This is a genomic window from Caulobacter sp. FW305-C-30-S16, assembly GCF_058783025.1.
This window is the reverse complement of record NZ_JBYSYH010000001.1, coordinates 369436-384767: the sequence shown is the minus strand read 5'-3', so window position 1 is coordinate 384767 and position 15332 is coordinate 369436. Positions and strand designations below refer to the sequence as shown.

Below are 15332 nucleotides of genomic sequence, written 5' to 3'. Positions count from 1 at the left end.
TCCGGGCCATGACGTTCTGGATCGGGGCTACGCCGCCTTCTTGCGCTTGCGGAGCGGAGCTGCTTTCGCGGCCATGGCCGTCGCCGCGGCGATCAGCACCGTCGGCAGGTCATTGGTCCAGGCGCCGAGGGTGTCGGCCGGGGCCGGTCGGCCGATGGCGTAACCCTGGACCTCGGCGCAGTCCTCTCCGCGCAGGAACTGCAGCTGTTCGTCGGTCTCCACGCCCTCGGCCACGACCGGGATGTCGAGGCTGCGGCCCAGGCCCAGCACGGCCTTGACGATCACCGTGGCGCGGGCGTCGCGGTGGATGTTCTCGACGAAGCTCTTGTCGACCTTGATCTTGTCGAACGGGAACGACTGCAGCGTCGACAGCGAGGAGAAGCCCGTGCCGAAGTCGTCCATCGCGATCCGCACGCCCATGGACTTCAGACGGCGCAGGTTGTCCAGCGCGCGCTGGTAGTCCTTGAACAGGGCGCTCTCGGTGACTTCCAGTTCCAGCCGCATCGGCGACAATCCGGTCTGGATCAGGATCTCGTGCACGATCTGCGGCAGGTTCGGCTGGTTCAGCTGCAGCGGCGAGAGGTTCACCGCGATGCTCAGCGGCTTGTCCCACTGGGCGGCCTCGGCGCAGGACTTGCGCAGCACCCACTCGCCGAGCGGCAGGATCAGACCCGTTTCCTCGGCCAGCGGAATGAAGTCGAGCGGCGGGATCATGCCGCGGACCGGGTGGCGCCAGCGAACCAGGGCCTCGAAGCCGAGAATCTCGCCGTCGCAGGCCCGGGCCTGCGGCTGGTAGTGGACCACCAGGTCCTCGTCGATGATCGCCTGGCGCAGCTCGCGGGCGAGGTTGCGGCGCTCGCGGATGGTCTCGTCCATCTCGCGCTTGAAGAAACGATAGGCGCCGCGACCGTTCTCCTTGGCGCGGTAGAGGGCCATGTCGGCGTTGGCCAGCAGGGCCTCACCCGTGCGGCCGTCGTCGGGATAGAGCGAAACGCCGAGGCTGGCCGCCATGGCCAGGTCCTGGCCCTCGTAGGTCATGCCGTCCTTGAGGGTTTCCAGCAGCCGGCCGGCCAGTTCAGCGGCGGCTGTCGGCTGGTCCTCGTCGGTGATCTGCACCACGACGAACTCGTCGCCGCCGAGTCGCGCGGCGAACGACGGCGCGGTGACGCTGTCCTGCAGCCGGCGGGCGGCTTCCACCAGGACCGCGTCGCCGGCGAGATGGCCGTGCAGGTCGTTGGCTTCCTTGAAGTGATCCAGGTCGACGCAGATCAGGGCGAGCGTCTCGCCCGAGGCCTCCACGCGATCGAGCGCCGCCGCGAGACGCGACTGCATGGCGTTGCGGTTGGGCAGCCCGGTAAGGCCGTCGTGTTCAGCCAGATAGCGGATCTTCTCCTCGGCTGACCGGCGTTCGCGCAGGTCGCGGATCGCCAGCACCATCAGGCCGCGGGTTTCGGCGCGCGCACCGTCGTCCATCACCCGGGCGAAGATCTCGACCGGCACGGACTGGCCGCCGCCGACCGGATGCATGTGACCCTCGCGCCGTTCCGCGTCGGTGCGCACGCCCAGAGCGTCGTCGAACGACAGGAGAGCCTCGTTGAAAGGCTTGCCGTAGAGGTCCTCGGCCGCCGCGCCCGCGAGGTCGCAGAAGGCGGCGTTGGCGTCCTTGATGATCCCGTTCTGGACCACGACGATGCCTTCATAGGCGGCGTTGGCCAGGGTGCGGATGCGCTCCAGCGCCGAGCGGCTGGTGGCGGATTCGATCAGCACGGCGCCCAGGCCGCCCAGCATGATCAGGGCCGTGATGGTCGCCACGGCCAGGGTCATCACCCCTTCCAGCTGGTCAGGCACGATCACGGTCATGTCGGGGACGATGGTGATCGCGCCCATGGCGGTGAAATGCAGCCCGCAGACGCCGAGCGTCAGGGCGAGGGATGCGAGCACCTGGCGCGGGAAGCTGCGCGCGTCGCCGGCCAGCATCAGGGCGGCGCTGGCGCCGATCACACCGACCACCACCGAGGCGCCGATGGTCGCCGCCTCCCAGACGATCGTTCCCTGGGTCACGAAGGAGCTCATGCCGGTGTAGTGCATGCCCGCGACGCCGACGCCGATCAGCATGCCGCCGGCCATCTGGTTGGCGCGCTCGCGGCTGGTCGTGGCGGCGAAGAAGCCGGCGGCCATGAAGAACACCGCCACCATCAGCGACATCATCGTGCCGGTAGGCGAATAGCCGGTCTCGACGCCCGGGTCATAGGCGAGGATGGCGAGGAAATGGGTGGCCCAGACGCCCGAGCCGGCGACCAGCGCGGTCAGCAGCAGCCAGGCGCCGCGCACCAGCCCCCTGGCGCCGTTCATCCGCGAGTAGAGCCGGAAGGACGTCAGGGCCGCCAGGAAGCAAACCACCCCCGCGACGAGCACCATTCGGTAGTCGTGCTCGTTCACGAGACACGCAATGATCTTGTCCATGCCCCACCCCATTCTGAGGATCAACGGGGGCAGTATCCGGACAAGTTGCGAAAAAAGCGTTTCAATCCGGGACGGGTGACCGCGGGCAGGTCCGGATCGCCGGGCGACCCGTCCATGCCGGCGCCCCTCAGGGACAGATCAGGTATTTCTCGCCGGTGGCCTTGCGGTTGTAGGTCGCGATGATCTGCGGATCGAGCGCTTCGACCAGCGAGATCTCCCGCGTGTAGTGGCTGGCGAAGGTGGTCTTCAGTTCGGCGACCACCCGGTCCCGCAGCCTTTGCGTCTCGGCCGGCCCGATCTTCATCAGGAAGGGCGTCAGCAGCCAGCCGCCCAGGCCCCACATCATGCCGAAGGCGCGGTTCAGCTCGGTCGGGCCGGTGTCCAGGCCGCCATAGACGTAGACCTGTTTCATCTGCGTCGAGCCGTAGCGGCTGTAGACCTTGGCCGTCTTGTTGGCCGCGACTTCCATGCAGTTGAGGATCTGGCCGGACAGCCTGCCGCCGCCGATCGCGTCGAAGGCCAGATAGGCGCCGGTCTCGACGATCGCCTGGGTCAGGTCCTCGAGGAAGGAGGGCTTGCTGGAGTCGACGATGTGCGTCGCGCCAAGGCCGCGCAGAATCGCTGCCTGCTCCTCGCTCCGCACGATGTTGACCAGCGGGATCCCGTCTTTCAGGCAGATCTTCACCAGCATTTGGCCGAGGTTCGAGGCCGCCGCCGTGTGGATCAGGCCGGTGAAGCCTTCGCGCTTCATGGTCTCGGGGAAGCTCAGGGCGGTCAGCGGATTGACGAAGCAGGAGGCCCCGTCGGCCGGCGCCGTGCCGTCCGGCAGCAGCATGACCGAGGCCAGCGGCAGGGTGCGGTACTGGCCGTACATCGCCCCGCCCAGGCAGGCGACCGTCTTGCCGATCAATGCCTGGGCCTCCGGCGACGCCCCCGCGGCGACCACGACGCCGCAGCCCTCATTGCCGACCGGCATGCTCTCGTCGGCCCGCGCGGCCATCATGCGCATGAGGTGTTTGGGAATGTCGGCGGTGACCACGGGGCCGTTCTCATTGGACGTCACCCGCGCCGTGCTCATGTCGGCGGGGCCGATCAGCAGCCCGAGATCGGAGGGGTTGATCGGCGAGGCCTGGACCCGGACGACCACCTCGCCGTCCGCCGGCGCCGGCGTCGGGGTCCGCTCCAGCGACAGCTGCAGCGCACCCGCCGAGGTCACCAGCGACCGAAGTTGAAGTCCCGACTCCCAGGATGTCGTCGCCATGATGTTTCGCTCCCGCCGCCGGTTGATCCGGGCTGGCGGACAATGGAGCGCATCGGCGGCGCGGGCGAAAGGGGCGTTGTTGAAAAAGACCCTCTCACCGGTCGACAGACGGCCAAACGCAAAACGACCCCTTGCGGGGCCGTCCTGGTCAGACAGTTTGCGGAATATTGGAGCGGGCGAAGAGATTCGAACTCTCGACCCCAACCTTGGCAAGGTTGTGCTCTACCACTGAGCTACGCCCGCGCTCCAGGGACGCTTTTGGAGGGCGTCCCGAAAATCGAGAGGCGGCTTATGGCAGAGGGGCAAAGCCTTTGCAAGCGCCCCTGACGTCGATTTCAGACGCCGAGCCTCGGCGACTTCAGACGGCGCTTGTTGACGTGGTCCTTCGGGGCCGGGCCGGTCTGCTCGGGCAGCTCGCCCTTGAAATAGTAACGCTGCCAGGCGTCGCGCACGGCGTCCGGCTCCTGCTTCATCAGACGACGATTGAACTCTTCCCGCTGGCGGTACCAGGCGTCGTACTGGGCGCGCAGGTCGGCGTTCGAGGCCAGCGACCGCGTTACCGGCTGAACCTGGGCCAGCGTCTTGTCCTGCACCAGGGTGATGAAGCAGAACGGCTCGCCGCGCTCGAACCGCACGCGGCCGGGGCGGGTGAAGATCCAGTTCATCGTGAACGGGAACGGCAGCCAGTCGGTCTCGACCAGCCCGACCAGGGGCTGGACGCCGTCCTTCACATGGTTGGGCGGCCCGCCGACCCACATCGACCAGCCCGGCGGGGTGCGGAACAGATAGCCCGGGTGGAAGGTGAAGATGCCGCGCGAGAAGTGACTCTTCACGAAGTCATGGAAGTCGGGATGGCCGTGGTCGGGGGTGAAGGTGATGCAGTCCTGGTGCGCCCCGCCATTCCACTCGGCGGTGAAGCCGACCGGGCAGAGAATCTCCCAGCCCGAGGTGTTGGCCATCGACAGCGGCAGGCAGCGATAGGGATGGCGCTCGGCGAAGGCGTCCATCCAGGCGCGCTGCGGGCGTCCGGGCACGATGTCCGGCGGACGCTGGCTGGTCGGGTAGCATTCCAGAAGCATGACGGCCTCTCCGGGTGGTCCTCGTCCGAACCTGTCGCGCGAGGGAGACGGTTCCGCAAGAGGCGCGGTTTGGCTATGGCGGAGGATATGAAGACCCGAGCCGATCTTTTCGCCTTCCTCGACGCCCACGGCATCGCCTGTTCGACCCTCGACCATCCGGCCGTGTTCCGGGTCGGCGAGGGCGACGACATCAAGGCGGCGCTGCCCGGCGGGCACGCCAAGAACCTGTTCCTCAAGGATGCGAAGGGCCAGCTCTGGCTGATCTCCGCGCTCGGCGAGACGGCCATCGACCTGAAGCGGCTGCATACGGTGATCGGCTCGGGCCGGCTGTCGTTCGGCAGTCCGGAGCTGATGCTCGAAACGCTGGGCGTGACGCCGGGATCGGTGACGGCGTTCGGACTGATCAACGACGCGGACCGCCGGGTGCGGTTTGTGCTCGACGCGGCTCTGGCGGCCGCCGACCCGGTGAATTTCCACCCCCTGACCAACACCGCCACCACGGCCGTGTCGCAGGCGGACTTCCGGCGGTTCCTCGCGGCGCTGGGGATCGAGCCCCTGGTCGTGGATTTCGCGGCGATGTGCGTCGTCGCCCCATGATGCAATTGAACCGGCGCGCCGGTGCGACCATCTTGAGCGCAACACGTTTGAACGCGGGCGGGACCCGCACACTGGACTGGAAGAGATGACCCTGATCGGAGAGGGCCTGGCCCCCAAGGCCCCTGGTGCGGCGGCGAGCGGCGACCTCATCAAGGACGGCTCGGACGCCGGCTTCATGGCCGACGTCATCGAGATGTCGAAGACCACGCCTGTGATCGTCGATTTCTGGGCGACCTGGTGCGGGCCTTGCCGGCAACTGACCCCGGCGCTCGAAAAGGCCGTCACGGCGATGGGCGGCGCGGTGAAGCTGGTCAAGATCGACGTCGACAAGAACCCGGCCTACGCAGGCCAGCTGCGCGTGCAGTCGATCCCGACCGTCTACGCCTTCGTCAACGGTCAGCCGGTCGACGGCTTCATGGGCGCTCTGCCCGACAGCCAGGTGAAGGCCTTCGTCGAGAAGCTGGCGGGTCCGCCCCCGGCCTCGGAGATCGACGAGGTTCTGGCCCAGGCGAAGGAGTCGATGGATCTCGGCGACATCGGCGGCGCGGCCCAGGGCTACGCCACGGTGCTGCAGATGGACCCGGCCAACGTGCCGGCGATCGGCGGGCTGGCGCGCTGCTACATCGCCGGCGGCGACTACGAGCGGGCGGCCGAGATCGTCGCCATGGCCCCCGAAAAGGCGAAGGACGCAGACCTGGACGCCGCCCGGGCGGCCCTGGCGCTGGCGGACGGCGCGGCCTCCGAGACCGCCCCGTTCGAGCGGGCGCTGGCCGCCGATCCCGACGACCATCAGGCGCGTTTCGACCTGGCCGGGGCGCTGGCCGGTCAGGGCAGGCTGGAAGAGGCCGCGGACCATCTGCTGACGATCATCGCCAAGGACCAGGCCTGGAACGACCAGGCGGCCCGCAAGCAGCTGCTGACGGTGTTCGAGGCGGCCGGATTCAGCTCCGAGGTCGCCAAACAGGGCCGCCGGCGTCTGTCCGCGATCCTGTTCAGCTAGGGAGGCCGTCATGGGCACGGGATACCGCAAGGCCGTCGACCTGCCCCAGGCCATCCCGGTGTTTCCGCTCGACGGCGCGCTGCTGCTGCCGGGCGGTCAGCTGCCGCTGAACATCTTCGAGCCGCGCTATCTGAACATGATCGACGACGCCATGGCCGGCGATCGGCTGATCGGCATGGTCCAGACGCGCGGCGGCGATCCCGAGCGTCCGACGCTGGCGACAATCGGCTGCGTCGGCAAGATCACCAGCTTCGCCGAGACCCCGGACGGCCGCTACCTGATCACCCTGACGGGCGTGTCGCGGTTCGAGGTCGGTGACGAACTGCCGGGCGGAGCGCCCTATCGTCAGGTGCGCGCCCGGTTCGCGCCGTTCGAGGACGATCTGCGGGAACACGAGGTTCCGCCGACGCTCGACCGGCCCCGTTTTCTGAAGGCGCTCGGCCGGTACCTCGACCAGCGCGGGCTGGGCATCGACTGGGACACGGCGCAGCAGGCGCCCGTCGACGCGCTGGTCAACAGCCTGTCGATGGGCCTGCCGTTCGATCCGGCCGAGAAGCAGGCCCTGCTGGAAGCGGTGACCATCGCCGACCGGGCCGAGGCGCTGGTCGCCCTGCTGGAGATCGACTCCGCCGGCGGCGATGACGAACCCCATTCGATGCAGTAGAAGCTCTGGCCATGACCGAACCCGCCGCCCCCTTTGTCGCCGACGTCGATCCGCGCCTCCTGGAAATCCTCGTCTGCCCGGTGACCCGGACCCCGCTGACCTATGATCGGGTCAAGGGCGAGCTGGTCAGCAAGGCCGCGAAGCTGGCCTATCCGATCCGCGACGGCGTGCCGATCATGCTGCCCGAAGAGGCGCGGGAACTGGACGCCTGATCAAAGCGCCTGGCCGCGCAGCAGCCGGGGGAGATCGCCGACCGCGCCGCCCGCCTCGTGCATGAAGAAGCGGCGCGCCGGGCCGATGCGGTTGATCGCCGCCATGCCCACGCCCCGGACCAGCCGGATCAGCGGATTGTCGTTCGAGAACAGCCAGACGAAGGCGTCCATACCGGCCGCCAGGGTGTTGGTGTCGAAGCGGCGCCAGCCGGCGTAGCGCTCCAGCACCGCCTCGGAGCCGATATCCTCGCCCAGGCGTGACGCCTCGACGATCACCTCGGCCAGCGCCGCGGCGCCCTTGAGGCCGAGATTCAGGCCCTGGCCGGCGATCGGGTGAACGCCGTGGGCCGCATCACCGAGCAGCGCGATGCGCGGCGCGCAAAGCGTCTCGGCGATCGACAGCGAGAGGGGATAGGTGAACACCGGCCCGACCACCTCGACCCTGCCGAGGAATTCGCCGAAGCGGCGGGCCAGGTGCGCGTTGAACGCCTCCGGGCTTGCGACCTTCAGGGCGTCGGCGCGGATCCGCTTCTCGGTCCAGACCAGACTGACGCGGTCGTCGGTCAGGGGCAGGATGGCGAACGGCCCGCCGGGCAGGAAGTACTCGTGGGCGACGCCGCCGTGGCCGTGTTCAAGCTTCACGGTGCAGACGACGCCGGTCTGGGGGTAGTCCCAGCCGATGGCCTCGATCCCGGCGGCCTTGCGCACGGTCGAGCCGCGCCCCTCGGCGCCGACGACCAGCGGCGCGGTCAGCACCCGGCCGCTCGACAGGGTCACCTCGGCGAACGCCGGCTTCACCTCGACCGACACGACCCGCTCGGGCGCCAGCACCTGGATGCCGGCGTCCGTGATCCCCTGGGCCAGGGCGGCGCGGGTGCGGCGGTTCTCCAGCATGTAGCCGAGCGGCTCGCCCGCGACCCGGTCGGCGATCTCGCCGGAATCGAAGTGCAGGAAGAAGGGGCTCTGGCCGGGTGAAGCGGCGCCCGGACTGCGGCCATCGGTGACCAGGATCTCGTCCATCCGCTGGGCGTGGGGCTCGAGCAGCGGGGCGAGGCCCAGCGTCCGCCACTGGCGGAAGCAGGAGAAGGCGATCGCGCTGGAGCGGCCATCGAAGGTCGCCTCCAGCTGGGTGTCGAACGGCGCGGGGTCGACCAGCAACGGCTCGATGCCGCCGCTCTTCAGGGCGAGGGCGAGGGTGGCGCCGGCCATGCCGGCTCCGGCGATGATCACGTCGGCGTCAAATCGGGCCATGGCTAGTAGGGCACCGTCGCGGGTGTTTCAGGCTGCTTCTGGCCCTCGAGGATATCGCCGACGGGATCCGCGGACGGCGCGGTCCTTGGCGCGGGCGCGGCCGCCTTGGGTCGCGGCGTCGCGGCGGGCGGAACCGCCAGCGGGGCGGGCGGCGGCACGATGGGTTTGGCGGTGGTCGGATCAGTCGCCGTCGGCGTCTCCACCGCATCAGGTCCGTCCGCGGCGGGTTTCGTCTCGGTCGCCTTCGGCGCGGGAGTCGACGAGCGGGCCGCCGTAGCGGAGCGCTCGGCGGGGTCGAAGGCCACGGCCTCGCGCGCGCCGTCCGCGGGCGCGGCCAGCGGCACGGCGGCCTGTTCGACGCCGGTGTACCAGCCGGGCGGATTCTTGCGGATCTGGTCGCGGAATCCCAGGAACAGTCCCAACACCCCGCAGGCGGCGAGGAAGATGGCGACCCAGCGGAGGGCGGGCGGCGTGGAGGCGACGTCGGTCATCGCTGTCAGGTTACCGCGAGCCGCCGTCCGGCGAAAGCGTGGGAAGCCACTGTTGATTTGTGGACGCGTGCGTCCATTTAACGCTTGCTGACCCCCGGACGTGGCGCTATCGGCTGGGAGTGTCCGGGCCGCGAGGTCCGATTTGTCTCCTGTGTGGCCGAGGGCGAGCGATGCCGTCCATTCCCAGAAACCGACTGATCCCCCTGCTGACGGCGACGGTCGCCGGTCTGGCGATCCTGATCGGCGGCGGCCTCTGGTGGGCCGACAAACAGGCCTACGAAAAGACTGACAACGCCTTTGTTCAGGCTGACACCGTACAGATCAGCCCCCAGGTGGCCGGCTATGTGGTCGAGGTGCTGGTCAGCGACAACCAGCATGTGGAGGCCGGACAGGTGCTGGCCCGCATCGACCCGACCACCTTCCAGGCCCGGCTCGACCAGGCCGTCGCCAACGCCAACGCCCTTGAGGCCGCCGTCAGCGCGGTCGACGACAAGGCCGCCCTTGAGCAGGCGATGATCGCCCAGCGCGCCGCCGGTCTGGCCAGCGCGCGCGCCGAAGCCAGCCGCTCGGACGCCGACATGAAGCGCTACGGGGAGCTGGCCGTGAAGGGCTGGGTTTCCGACCAGAAGCTCACCACAGTCCGCGCCGGCGCGGCCCAGTCCGCCGCGTCCGTGGCCCAGGCCCAGGCCGCGCTGGAGGCCGAGCGGCGCTCGGCGGAGTCACTGGGCTCGGCCCGCGCCCAGACGGTGGCCCAGGTCGCCGCCGCCCGGGCCGCTGTGCAGCAGGCGCAACTGGACCTGGAACGCACCGTGATCCGCGCGCCCGCCGCCGGCGTCGTGGGCGCGCGTTCCGTCCGGCCCGGACAACTTGTGCAGCCCGGCGTCACGCTGATGAGCGTAGTGCCGCTGGGCAAGGCCTTCATCGTGGCCAACTTCAAGGAAACCCAGCTGGCCCGCCTGCGGATCGGCCAGACCGTGGAGATCAAGGCTGACGCCTTCGGCGGCGCGACGATCAGGGGCCGCGTCGAGAGTTTCGCGCCCGCGACCGGCGCGGAGTTTGCGCTGATCCCCGTCGAGAACGCGGTCGGCAACTTCACCAAGATCGCCCAGCGCGTGCCGGTGCGGATCACAGTGGCCCCGGGCGAGAGCCTGGCCTCGGCGCTGCGGCCTGGGCTCTCGGTCGAGGTCAAGGTCGACGTCCGCGGCCGCGCAGGACAGAGCTTCGCCGAGTCCGGACAGGCGCCGGCGCAGTACGCCCGCACCGGACAGTCCCGCTAGGCCCGTGACAGCCGCGACCCTGACAGGGCCCGACGCGGCGACGGCGGCGCCGCCGGTCAACTGGACGAAGCTGTTCTTCGGATTCGGAGGCATGGCGATCGGCCAGTTCATGGCCATCCTCGACATCCAGATCGTCGCCGCCTCCCTGCCGCAGATCCAGGCCGGCGTAGAGGCCAGCGCCGACCAGATCAGCTGGATCCAGACCGCCTACCTGATCCCTGAAGTGGTGATGATCCCGCTGTCGGCCTATCTCGCGCGGCTGTGGGGCACCCAGAAGGTGTTCATGTTCAGCTGCGGCGGCTTCCTGATCATGAGCGTTCTGGCCGGCTGCTCGACCAATATCGACATGATGATCGCTTGCCGCGCCCTGCAGGGTTTCATCGGCGGCGCCATGGTGCCGACGGTGTTCGCGACGGCCTTCAGCGCCTTTCCGCCGGAGCGGCGTGTAACGGCCAACGTGGTCACCGGCATGATCGTCACCCTGGCCCCGACCGTCGGCCCGACCCTGGGCGGGCACCTGACCGACTGGCTGAGCTGGCGCTGGCTGTTCTTCATCAACGTCGTGCCAGGCCTCCTGAGCCTGTTCCTCGTCGGGCGCTACGGCAACTTCGACAAGGGCGACCGGCGGCTGGCCCACAACTTCGACTGGTTCGGCCTGGTGGTGATGGCCATCTTCCTGATGAGCATGCAGTACGTCGTGGAGGAGGGCGCCAAGGACAACTGGTTCGAGGACACCGCGATCCTGTGGCTGACGGTGCTGGCCAGCGTCACCGGCGTGGTCTTCATCTGGCGGCAGCTGACCTATTTCCAGCCGATCGTTCAGCTGAAGGCGATCGCCGACCGCAACTTCGCCCTGGGCCTGGTGATGGGGGCCACGTCCGGCCTGGCGCTCTATGGCGGCACGTTCGTCCTGCCGATCTATCTCGGCCGAATCCGCGGCTATTCGGCGTCAGAAGTCGGCACCACCATGCTGGTGTCCGGCATCGCCATGTTCTTCACCGGCCCCCTCGCCGGCCGCTGGGTGCGGGCGGTGGATCCGCGAATTCCGATCGTCATCGGCTACGGCATGGTCGCCTGGGGCATGTGGCTGGGGCATGACATCAACGGCGAGTGGGGCTTCGCCGAGTTCGCGGCGCTGCAGGCCTTCCGCGGCGTGGGGGTGATGGTGGCGATGATCGCCTCCACCCAGATGACCATGAGCACCCTGCCGCTGCACCTCATCAAGGACGCCTCCGGCCTGCTCAACCTGTCCCGCAACACCGCCGGCGCCATCGGCATGGCGGTGATCGCCAGCACCCTGACGACGCAGGGCGCGGTGCATATGAATGACCTGGTCTCGCGCATGGATCGCGGCAGCATCGAGGGTCAGGCGATGCTGGCCGGTCTCACCGCCCGCTTCCAGCAACTGGGCGTCTCCGACCCTGACGGGGCCGCCTACAAGGCGATGCACTACATGATCTCGCAGAAGGCCCAGATCCTGGCGTTCGGCGACGCCTTCACCTTCATGGCCGTCTGCGCCGCCATCGCCGCCCTGCTGTCGATCCTGGCAAAGCCCGGCAAGGTCGCGCCGGGAGGGCGGTCGATGACTCCCGTCGAGGAGCACTGACATGCCGCGCCTCGCCGGACAGATCGACACCGCCAAGAGCGAGGCCATCCTCGACGCCGCCTCCGAGGTGCTGGGCGAACGCGGCCTGTCGGCGCCGATGGAAGAGATCGCCCGCCGGGCCAAGGTCTCGAAGCAGACGGTCTACAACCACTACGGCTCCAAGACCGAGCTGGTCCGGGCCCTCGTCGAGCGACGCGTGGAGAGCATCACCGCTCCCCTGCGGGAGCCCGGCGCGGTGGAACGGCCCGAGGAGACCTTGAAGGCCTACGCCCGAACCGTGCTGACCGTCGTGACCAATCGCAACTACGGGCTGATGCGGGTCACGGTGCAGAGCGCGGGAGAGATGCCCGACCTGGCGCGCGAAGTGTTCGAGACCGGCCCCAAGGCCAGCCGCCGCCAGCTGGCCGCGTTTCTGGAAGCCGAGACGCGCGCCGGCCGGATGAGCGTGCCCGATCCCCTGCAGGCGGCGGAACTCTACAGCGGCATGGTGCTGGGCCATCGCCAGACCAAGGCCCTGCTCAGCCTGGCTACGGACCTGGAGCCCGACGAGATCGAGGCCCTGGCCGCCGAATGCGCCTACCGCTTCATGCGGGCCTACGCGCCCTAGGAGGGGCTCAGCCCTCGGCGGCTTCGGCGTCCGGCAGGCCGATCATGTGGAAGCCCGCGTCGACGTGAACCACTTCGCCGGTGGTCGAACGGCCCAGTTCCGACAGCAGCCACAGCGCGGCGCCGGCCACGCCCTCCATCGAAGTGTCTTCCTTCAGCGCGCTGAAGGCGCGACCCTGGCTGAGCATGCCGCGGCCGCCGGAGATGCCGGCCAGCGACAGGGTGCGCATGGCCCCGGCCGAGATCGCGTTGACCCGGATGCCCTTGGGACCGAGGTCGCGGGCGATGTAGCGGGTCGCCGCTTCCAGCGCGGCCTTGGCCACGCCCATGGTGTTGTAGTTCGGAATGACCCGCTCGGCGCCGAGATAGGTCATGGTGACCATCGACCCGCCGTTGGGCATCAGCCGCGAGGCGCGCTTGGCGGTGTCGACGAAGCTGAAGGCCGAGATGTTCATCGCCCGCAGGAAGCCCTCGCGGGTGGTGTTCTCGACGAACGAGCCCTTGAGCTCGTCCTTGTTGGCGAAGGCGATCGAGTGGAGGTAGGCGTCGAGCGTACCCATTTCGGACTCGATCTGGCTGAAGGCCGCGTCGAGCGAGGCGTCATCGGTGACCTCCATCGGCACGAAGGTCTTCACCCCGATGCTCTCACCCAGCGGCCGGACGCGCTTTTCCATGTCGGGCAGATAGGCGAACGCCAGCTCGGCGCCCTGGGCGGCCAGTTGCGAGGCGATGCCCCAGGCGATGGAGTTGTGGTTCGCCACCCCGGTGATCAGGGCCTTCTTGCCCTTCATCAGGTCGCCCTTGGGGAAGCTGTAGTCGTCGGCCATCTGGCGTTCCTTGTCAGTGCGTGGTTCGAGACGCGCCCTTGCGGGCGCTCCTCACCATGACGAACGGGGATTGCGACCCCGGACTCGCGTCATCCTGAGGAGGCTGCGTAGCAGCCGTCTCGAAGGACGCAAGATGCTTGTTGCCTAGACCCGCGCCATGACCAGGCAGCCGTTAGTGCCGCCGAAGCCGAAGCTGTTGGACATCACCGTCTCCACCTGGCGGTCGGCCCGCTTGAGCAGGATCGGCATGTCCTCGAACGCCGGATCGAGAGTCTCGATGTTGGCGCTTTCGGCGAGAAAACCGTTGTTCAGCATCATCAGGCTGTAGATCGCTTCCTGGGCGCCGGCCGCGCCGAGCGAGTGGCCGGTGAGGGACTTGGTCGAGGAAATCGCCGGGGCGTTCTTGCCGAACACCTCGCGGACCGCCTCCATCTCCTTGATGTCGCCGACCGGCGTGGAGGTGCCGTGCGGGTTCAGATAGTCGATCGACCGGCCGCCGGCGCCGGCCATGGCCAGCCGCATGCAGCGGGCGGCGCCCTCGCCGGACGGAGCGACCATGTCGAAGCCGTCCGAGTTTGCGGCGTAGCCGACGATTTCGCCGTAGATCTTCGCCCCGCGAGCCTTCGCCCGCTCCATTTCCTCAAGCACCACGATGCCCGAGCCGCCGGCGATGACGAAGCCGTCGCGATTCAGGTCATAGGCGCGGCTGGCGACGGCCGGCCGGTCGTTGAAGTTGCTGCTCATGGCGCCCATGGCGTCGAACATGTTGGACAGCGACCAGTCCAGCTCCTCGGTCCCGCCGGCGAACATCACGTCCTGCTTGCCCATCAGGATCTGCTCGTAGGCCGAGCCGATGCAATGGGTGGAGGTGGCGCAGGCCGAGCTGATCGAGAAGTTCAGGCCGCGGATCTTGAACCAGGTCGCCAGGGTCGCCGAGGCGCCCGAGCTCATGGCCTTGGGCACGGCGAACGGGCCGATGCGCTTGGGGCCCTTCTCGCGCGTGGTCTCGGCGGCGGCGATGATCGCCCGCGTCGAGGGACCGCCCGAGCCGATGATCAGGCCGGTGTGATCGTTGGAGACCTCGTTCTCCTCGAGGCCGGAATCGGCGATCGCCTGTTCCATGGCGACATGGGCCCAGCCGGTGCCCTCGGCGAGGAAACGGGCGGCGCGGCGGTCGACGAGCGACTCCCAGTCACAGTCGGGCGCGGCCTCGACCTGCGACCGGAACCCGAGGTCCGCGTAGGACTGGGCGAACTTGATTCCCGACTTCGCTTCACGCAGCGAGGCGACAACCTCGTTGGCGTTGGACCCGATCGAGGACACGATACCGATGCCCGTAACGACGACGCGACGCATGGCGACTCCCTAGTATTCCCCCCGTCCGCCCCGGATGGAGCGGACACCCCGCAGACCGGCTCTGATCAGGCCATGTCCTTCGGATCGAACAGGCCCACCCGGAGGTCTTTCGCCTCATAGATAAGCTTGCCGTCGGCTTCGAGCACCCCGTCGCCGATACCCATGACGAGTTTCCGGTTGATCACCCGCTTCAGCTCGATGCGATAGACCACCTTCTTCACGGTCGGGACGACCTGACCGGTGAACTTGACCTCGCCGACGCCCAGGGCGCGGCCGCGGCCGGGGCCGCCGATCCAGCCGAGGTAGAAGCCGACCAGCTGCCACATGGCGTCCAGGCCGAGACAGCCGGGCATCACCGGGTCGTTGTTGAAATGACAGGCGAAGAACCAGAGGTCGGGGCGGATATCGAGCTCGGCCTCGACATAGCCCTTGCCGTACTGGCCGCCATCCGCGTTGATCGTGGTGATCCGGTCGAACATCAGCATCGGCGGCATGGGCAGCTGCGCGTTGCCCGGACCGAACGTCTCGTCGCGCCCGCAGGCGATCAGCTCATCGAAGCTGTAGCTGGACTGGGCCATGGGGGCCGGGGTCGTCGAGGTCATGCGTCACCGGAACATCGCCGCACTGCGGCCGGGAAGAAAG

General features: G+C 68.6%; 15 protein-coding genes and 1 tRNA gene. 7 read left to right on the top strand and 9 right to left on the bottom strand.

Annotation, left to right across the window (positions count from 1 at the left end; all coding sequences use genetic code 11):
• Positions 1-27 precede the first annotated feature (27 nt).
• From AC3WJT_RS01795 to AC3WJT_RS01780, 4 genes are all read right to left on the bottom strand, one after another.
• Positions 28-2463 carry an EAL domain-containing protein gene (locus tag AC3WJT_RS01795; protein ID WP_492341354.1) on the bottom strand — a complete coding sequence of 812 codons (2436 nt, stop codon included), beginning with the start codon at positions 2461-2463 and terminating at the stop codon, positions 28-30.
• Positions 2464-2590: 127 nt separating this feature from the next.
• Positions 2591-3724 carry a zinc-binding dehydrogenase gene (locus tag AC3WJT_RS01790; protein ID WP_492341353.1) on the bottom strand — a complete coding sequence of 378 codons (1134 nt, stop codon included), beginning with the start codon at positions 3722-3724 and terminating at the stop codon, positions 2591-2593.
• Positions 3725-3892: 168 nt separating this feature from the next.
• A tRNA-Gly gene (locus AC3WJT_RS01785) sits at positions 3893-3967 on the bottom strand.
• Positions 3968-4059: 92 nt separating this feature from the next.
• Positions 4060-4803: a DUF6065 family protein gene (locus AC3WJT_RS01780; RefSeq protein WP_492341352.1), complete on the bottom strand. Its 744-nt coding sequence runs from the start codon at positions 4801-4803 to the stop codon at positions 4060-4062.
• An 87-nt stretch (positions 4804-4890) separates the two neighbouring features.
• Here AC3WJT_RS01780 and AC3WJT_RS01775 point away from each other — a divergent pair, with 87 nt between their 5' ends.
• The 4 genes from AC3WJT_RS01775 (at position 4891) to AC3WJT_RS01760 (ending at position 7276) form a co-directional block, all read left to right on the top strand.
• Positions 4891-5400, top strand: coding sequence for a prolyl-tRNA synthetase associated domain-containing protein (locus AC3WJT_RS01775; protein ID WP_492341351.1), 510 nt, complete (start codon positions 4891-4893; stop codon positions 5398-5400).
• Positions 5401-5485: 85 nt separating this feature from the next.
• Positions 5486-6400 carry a tetratricopeptide repeat protein gene (locus tag AC3WJT_RS01770; RefSeq protein WP_492341350.1) on the top strand — a complete coding sequence of 305 codons (915 nt, stop codon included), beginning with the start codon at positions 5486-5488 and terminating at the stop codon, positions 6398-6400.
• A gap of 10 nt (positions 6401-6410) precedes the next feature.
• Entirely contained in the window at positions 6411-7064 is a 654-nt protein-coding gene (locus tag AC3WJT_RS01765; protein ID WP_492341349.1) for an LON peptidase substrate-binding domain-containing protein, read from the top strand.
• Between the two features lie 11 nt (positions 7065-7075).
• Complete coding sequence (locus AC3WJT_RS01760) at positions 7076-7276, top strand: Trm112 family protein (RefSeq protein ID WP_492341348.1); 201 nt, start codon at positions 7076-7078, stop codon at positions 7274-7276.
• On the opposite strand, the gene AC3WJT_RS01755 is transcribed toward AC3WJT_RS01760, so the two are convergent.
• Positions 7277-8527 (bottom strand): UbiH/UbiF/VisC/COQ6 family ubiquinone biosynthesis hydroxylase, encoded by a 1251-nt coding sequence (locus AC3WJT_RS01755; RefSeq protein WP_492341347.1) that lies wholly within the window; start codon positions 8525-8527, stop codon positions 7277-7279.
• 2 nt (positions 8528-8529) lie between these two features.
• On the bottom strand, positions 8530-9018 hold the full coding sequence (locus AC3WJT_RS01750; protein ID WP_492341346.1) for a hypothetical protein: 489 nt from the start codon (positions 9016-9018) through the stop codon (positions 8530-8532).
• 170 nt (positions 9019-9188) lie between these two features.
• On the opposite strand from AC3WJT_RS01750, the gene AC3WJT_RS01745 reads away from it, so the two are divergent.
• The 3 genes from AC3WJT_RS01745 to AC3WJT_RS01735 are packed head-to-tail and all read left to right on the top strand — an operon-like array spanning position 9189 to position 12508.
• Positions 9189-10295 (top strand): HlyD family secretion protein, encoded by a 1107-nt coding sequence (locus AC3WJT_RS01745; RefSeq protein WP_492341345.1) that lies wholly within the window; start codon positions 9189-9191, stop codon positions 10293-10295.
• Positions 10296-10299: 4 nt separating this feature from the next.
• Entirely contained in the window at positions 10300-11901 is a 1602-nt protein-coding gene (locus AC3WJT_RS01740) for a DHA2 family efflux MFS transporter permease subunit (protein WP_492341344.1), read from the top strand.
• A gap of 1 nt (position 11902) precedes the next feature.
• Positions 11903-12508 carry a TetR/AcrR family transcriptional regulator gene (locus AC3WJT_RS01735; RefSeq protein WP_492341343.1) on the top strand — a complete coding sequence of 202 codons (606 nt, stop codon included), beginning with the start codon at positions 11903-11905 and terminating at the stop codon, positions 12506-12508.
• Positions 12509-12515: 7 nt separating this feature from the next.
• On the opposite strand, the gene AC3WJT_RS01730 is transcribed toward AC3WJT_RS01735, so the two are convergent.
• From AC3WJT_RS01730 to fabA, 3 genes are all read right to left on the bottom strand, one after another.
• Entirely contained in the window at positions 12516-13334 is an 819-nt protein-coding gene (locus tag AC3WJT_RS01730) for an enoyl-ACP reductase FabI (RefSeq protein WP_492341342.1), read from the bottom strand.
• 144 nt (positions 13335-13478) lie between these two features.
• Positions 13479-14690 carry a beta-ketoacyl-ACP synthase I gene (gene fabB, locus AC3WJT_RS01725; protein ID WP_492341341.1) on the bottom strand — a complete coding sequence of 404 codons (1212 nt, stop codon included), beginning with the start codon at positions 14688-14690 and terminating at the stop codon, positions 13479-13481.
• A gap of 65 nt (positions 14691-14755) precedes the next feature.
• Positions 14756-15268, bottom strand: a complete 513-nt coding sequence (fabA, locus tag AC3WJT_RS01720) for a 3-hydroxyacyl-[acyl-carrier-protein] dehydratase FabA (protein ID WP_492342351.1) — start codon at positions 15266-15268, stop codon at positions 14756-14758.
• Positions 15269-15332: the final 64 nt, after the last annotated feature.